We start from the raw sequence: 5,839 nt of genomic DNA on the forward strand, positions 1-5,839 counted from the left end.
TTTAGTTCTAATTGATTAAACTCTGAGCCACCGCAATTGCCATTTGAGCCAAAGGAGTCGGATAAATACCAATTGCTAACGTGATCAGCATAGTAAATACCATTGTGAACTTCATCGCTCCATGAACTGGAACATCTGGCAACCCTTCACCTTCTCCAAGGAACATCACCTTGACAACGGAGAGGTAATAGTACACAGACACCATGCTCATTACGAAACCGATATAGGCAATCGCCGTATACCCTTGGTCCATGACAGCAGAGAATAGATAGAACTTCCCTACAAATCCAGCGAGTGGTGGAATCCCTGCTAGAGATAATAAAGAGGCCGTCATAACCACCGCTGCCAATGGCGAGCGGCGAGCTAAGCCAGCAAAGTCCTTAATCTGGTCACTGCCTTGCATTTCAGAGACGTGGGTCGCTACAGCAAATGCTCCCATATTGGCAAAGACATAAATCATCGCATAGAAGAGAACACCTTTGACTCCCGCCACCGATGCGGCAATAATACCCACCATGATATAACCAGCTTGAGCAACGCTCGAGAAGGCCATTAACCGTTTGATGTTCGTTTGAGGAATAGCGATTAAGTTTCCGATAATCATTGTTAGGGCAGCTAAGACAACTAACAATGTTTGTCCAGTGCTTGAAAAGGCTTGACTGTTCATCATTAAGAGGTATACCCGAATCAGCACAGCAAAGGCTGCTGCTTTTGAAGCAATGGCCAAGAAAGCTGTGACAGGGGTAGGTGCCCCCTCATAAATGTCCGGAGCCCAGAGGTGAAACGGTACCAAGGAGATCTTAAAGCCTAACCCGGCAAGAAGAAAAACAGTTGCCAGGAACGATGCGGGTGTCAAGGTTGCCCCTAGCCCACTAACAATTTCTGTATACTGAGTTGATCCGGTCAACCCGTAAATAAGGCTGACACCGTAGAGTAAAATAGCCGAAGATGTGGCGCCAAGCACAAGATACTTAATACCTGCTTCTGAGGAACGCGCGTCATCGGCCAAATAGGCGACGAGTATATAGAAGGAAATTGTCATCAGTTCGAGGCCGACATACATTGAAATGAGTTCGCCGGCTCCGGCCATGAGCATCATTCCCAACGTCGCAGTCATTATCAAAGAATAGAACTCTCCACGGTGATTAGCTAATTTCTGGATATATCCACCTGAAGAGAGGACAACCAGAAGAGCCGCCGCTAAGAAGAGCACTTTGAAATAGACTGCGAATTGATCGTGATAATACAGACCACCTAAGAATAAGGCTTTTGAACCATGGAAAAAGTCAAAGAGAGTATAGCTGAGAACCCCTATTAATGAGAATGCAGTGAGTGGCATCATGCCTTTTCGCGCGCCAGCTGGAATCAGTAGTCCAATGGCCAACAGAATCAAGGCTAAAGCGGCCATCGCAATTTCAGGCGTGAGCACTGTAGCAATATTGAAATCTACCATTAGAACAACCCTCCCATCTTCACTTGACTCACTGTCTCGAGGACTTTGGCAAGGCCAGAGGAGTAGACTCCACTATTAATCATGCCAAATAAAATGTTCGGGAATATCCCTGCAATAAAGATCACGAACACACACACGACCATTGGCACTAACTCGGGTCCCCGAATGTCAACCAGATGGTCCCATTCCGGACGACGTGGTCCAAACAGAACATTGGCAATCATCCGTAAGATATAGACTGCTGTGAAGATAATCCCGAAAATCCCAAGTATCGCCAGTGCGGGAAAGACATGGATTGTACCCATAAAGATGGTAAGTTCTGAGATAAAATTAACCGTACTCGGCAAGCCAAGAGAAGCCATACCTGCCAGCAGAAATCCAATAGCTACACGAGGCATTTGATGGGCGAGTCCACCCAAATCAGCGATATTGCGCGTATGAGTCTTTTCGTAGATAAATCCGATCATCGAGAAGATGAGGGCGGACATGACTCCATGCGCAAACATCATGGCGATAGCACCGTTCATCGCGGTTGGGTTCATGGCCGCCAGGGCGATAAGAACATACCCCATGTGGCTCACAGAAGAATAACCGACGACGTATTTGAGGTCCTTTTGAGCCAAGGCGATGAACGCTGCATAAAGCACGTTACAAATGGCCAAGAAGGCGATGATCGGGGCCCAGTACTTTGCTCCGAGGGGGAGTACAAAGATCCCTAAGCGGATTAATCCATAGCCCCCAATTTTCTTTAAGACTCCAGCATGAATCATACTAACGGCCGTTGGAGCTCCAGCATAACCATCAGGAGACCAAGAGTGGAAGGGAAACATAGAAATCAATGATCCGAAACCAAAGAGCATTAAGCCAAAGGCAACCTTTTGGAATGAGGGACTATAGAGGTCTTGCCTTAGAGCTAACTGGTCAAACATAAAGGTGGGCTGACCATTTTTAGCTGCGGCCAAATAAAGGGCGATCATTCCAACTAGAAGGAAAGCTGATCCAATGAGCAAGTAAATTGTCAGCTTCATACCGGCGTATTCCTTGCTAACCCGCTTCGTGCTTCCCCAGATGATGACCATGATATAGATTGGGATAACCACGATCTCATAGAAGAGGAAGAAGATAAACAAGTCACGCGCGATAAACGTCCCCATGACACCTGTGATCAAGATCAGCAGCAAGGCAAAAAACTCCTTGACCCGCTTTTCCATATTCCAGGAAGCATAGACAGACGAGAAACCAATAATGTTCGTCAGAAGAAGCATAGGTAAACTGATTCCATCAACTCCTAAGGCCAAATTGACACCGAGATCTGGAATCCAGGGAATCGTTAAGGTAAACTGCATTCCACCCGTTGCGAGGTCATATGCAAAGAAAGCATATAGTGAGAGGACCAGGGAGAGAAGCGTGCCAATGGCTGCTATGATCTTAATTGTCTTACCCTCTTCTTTGGGCAGGAAAACAATCATTAACATGGCCACGACCGGCGCAAGCAGTATAGCCGGCAGAAGGAGTGAACCCGTTGTTGGCAGTGCTGACATTATTTCACACCTCCTAGCGTCGCTAAGGGGTTAAGAGACGTCAGTTGACCTTCCCCAAATGCGAAGACCATGAATATAACGACCACTGCGAAGAAAAACACCATAGCATAGGTTTGGAGTTGACCGGTACTTGTTCGACGCAGTGTTTTAGCACTACCGCGCGTGATGAAGGCGATTCCGTTGATGATCCCGTCAACCACAAAGATGTCAAACCAGTACAAGACTTTCGCAATTCCGCCCATTATATTATTGATAATCCAAAGGTATAATTCATCAATGTAGTATTTATTTTGGAGTACTTTATAAACCCTTGGGAAGCGGGCCACAATACTCTCTGCGGAAATAGCTTTTTTAAGGTAGATGAGATATGCGAGTCCGATCCCAAGAAGTCCCGCAACCACTGAAACTCCGGCCATACCCCAGTCGATCGCTTCTCGCTCGAATTCGTGTCCACTTGCAAGATAGTGGACAAAGAAAGCGAAGTTATGCTCCGGTAAGGCTGCCCAGCCACCGACAACACTAAAGAACGCGAGAATTATGAGTGGAATTGTCATGGTCTTAGGGGATTCATGGGGATGGTTTTCTGGTTTTTCAGGTCCACAAAATGCCACAAAGAACAAGCGGCACATGTAGAATGCCGTCAGGAAGGCTGTAAACAGACCCACTGCATAAACTACTGGATGCCCGTTGTGCAAAGCGTTAGCTAGAATCTCGTCTTTGGAGAAGAATCCAGCAAACGGTGGGACTCCTGAGATAGCCATAACACCTATGAAGAACGTCCAACCGGTAATCGGCATCTTTTTCCAAAGACCACCCATATCCCAGATATTTTGTTTTTCATGCATAGCATGAATCACTGAACCAGCACCTAAGAACATTAAGGCCTTAAAGAAGGCATGCGTCATTAGGTGGAACATGGATCCTGAGTACGAACCCACACCAAGGGCAAACATCATATAACCGAGTTGGCTCAAGGTAGAAAACGCTAAGATCCGTTTTATGTCGTCTTGCGCAATCGCGATGGACGCCGCAAAGATGGCTGTGAAGGCACCGATATTGGCAATAAACTGCAGAGCGGATGGGTCCGCGTGATCAAAGAGGAAATACATCCGAGCCACTAAGTAAACCCCTGCCACGACCATGGTGGCGGCGTGAATCAGGGCACTCACCGGCGTAGGACCTTCCATAGCGTCTGGTAGCCAGACATGCAATGGAAATTGTCCGGATTTCCCTATGGGTCCCATAAAGATCAGGAACGCCATGACGGTCACATAGGATGCAGTTCCTATGACTGCGACATTCTGGATATTAGTGTTCAGAGCTGCTGACAGCGCTACGAAAATCGAGCGTCCCGAACTTAGTATAGAGGAAAAGTATTCCGAGTAGTAAACCAAAGTCTCCGACACGAGTTGTCATGAAGGCTTTCTTCGCCGCTTCTCGCGCTGACACTTTGAAGTACCAGAAACCAATCAGCAAGTAGGAACATAGTCCAACCAATTCCCAGCAGATAAAGAGTTGTAACAAATTGGTGGCTAGAACCATTGCTAGCATAGAGGATGCAAACAGTGATTGATACGCATAGTAACGCGACCAGCCCTTGTCTCCATGCATATACCCCAAAGAATAGATTTGGACCATCGAGGCTACTAGGGTAACAACAAACAACATCATGCCACTTAGGGGATCGACAACGGTACCAAAATCGATCTTTAGACCCCCAATATTTAGCCAATTCACGTTTACGATCGCAGCATGTTCCACAATTTCCGTACCTGACTGAATAATGCCTACAGCAATTGCTATAGCCAAACAAAGCGAGGTAAGGATCGCGAGGATCGACACTGTGGAAGACAGTCCTTTGGATCGCTTCGTGACAAAGGCGATGAGTAGAAACGACAGGAAGGGCAAAGCAGGAATTAACCATGCCCACCGAAAGAGATCATGCATTTCCTTGAACACCTACCTTCTCCATAGTCTCTCTTACCACTTCAACCAATTAAATTCATCCACGTTGGTCGTCTGACGGTTACGATAAATCGTAATAACTAAAGCGAGCCCAACAGCCACTTCCGCTGCAGCGACGACGATCACAAAAAGTGCCGCGACGTGCCCGGTCAGAAGATAGTGGACATCAATCTTTTGGTTCCAGATGAATCGATTGAAGGCCACAAAATTAATATTTACGGCATTCAGCATCAGCTCTATAGACATGAGAATCGCAATAATATTTCTCTTGGCGAATACCCCGTAAAGACCAAGACTAAAGAGCATCGCTCCAACTAAGAGATACGTAGAAAGCCCAACACTTAAATCGCTTAAATTCATTTGCTTTCTTTCACTCCCTTCGCCAAGATCACGGCTCCTGCCAATGCTACGGTCAAGAGTACTGCGGCTGCTTCAAAAGGAATCATAAATTTAGTGAGTAAGAGTAACGACATGTCCTCTGCCGAACCTCCGCCAGTCCACGGCGCAGGCAAAATACGCCAGTCTGGATTCGCGAGGATGACTAGGGCCATTACCACAAAAACTAATAACGCCACCAGCGCTCCCCATCCCCAATGATGGTTTTCAGGATTGCTCTCACTGACCTCACCACGCAAGGTCAACATGACCGCAAAGACGATCATAATGGCTACGGCTCCCGTGTATATAAGCAACTGGACAGCCGCCAAAAAATCTGCGTTCATAAGAACGTAAAGTACAGCTACGCCTAAAAAAGAAAGGACCAGATAGAGCGCACTATGCACAATGTTCTTCGAGGTGACAACACCCCAGGCAGCTGCAATCGCCATGATTGCAAAAATAAAGAATACTACAGTGCCTACCACGCTTACCCCACCTTCCC

At 46.8% G+C, this 5,839-nt stretch carries 4 protein-coding genes and 1 pseudogene; all 5 read right to left on the reverse strand.

Annotation, left to right across the window (positions count from 1 at the left end; genetic code table 11):
• Positions 1-7: 7 nt before the first annotated feature.
• Positions 8-1,453 (reverse strand): NADH-quinone oxidoreductase subunit N, encoded by a 1,446-nt coding sequence (locus DSBG_RS21100; RefSeq protein WP_068966913.1) that lies wholly within the window; start codon positions 1,451-1,453, stop codon positions 8-10.
• Entirely contained in the window at positions 1,453-2,994 is a 1,542-nt protein-coding gene (locus DSBG_RS21105; RefSeq protein WP_068966917.1) for a complex I subunit 4 family protein, read from the reverse strand. The genes DSBG_RS21100 and DSBG_RS21105 overlap by 1 nt, the downstream gene beginning before the upstream one ends.
• Positions 2,994-4,953, reverse strand: a pseudogene (gene nuoL, locus DSBG_RS21110) (NADH-quinone oxidoreductase subunit L). Before nuoL ends, DSBG_RS21105 begins: the two are co-directional and overlap by 1 nt.
• Positions 4,954-4,974: 21 nt before the next feature.
• Positions 4,975-5,319 carry an NADH-quinone oxidoreductase subunit NuoK gene (gene nuoK, locus DSBG_RS21115; protein WP_068966919.1) on the reverse strand — a complete coding sequence of 115 codons (345 nt, stop codon included), beginning with the start codon at positions 5,317-5,319 and terminating at the stop codon, positions 4,975-4,977.
• Complete coding sequence (locus tag DSBG_RS21120) at positions 5,316-5,786, reverse strand: NADH-quinone oxidoreductase subunit J family protein (RefSeq protein WP_068966921.1); 471 nt, start codon at positions 5,784-5,786, stop codon at positions 5,316-5,318. The genes nuoK and DSBG_RS21120 overlap by 4 nt, the downstream gene beginning before the upstream one ends.
• Positions 5,787-5,839: the final 53 nt, after the last annotated feature.

The organism is Desulfosporosinus cupriresistens (assembly GCF_001707885.1).
Taxonomy (GTDB): Bacteria; Bacillota; Desulfitobacteriia; order Desulfitobacteriales; family Desulfitobacteriaceae; genus Desulfosporosinus.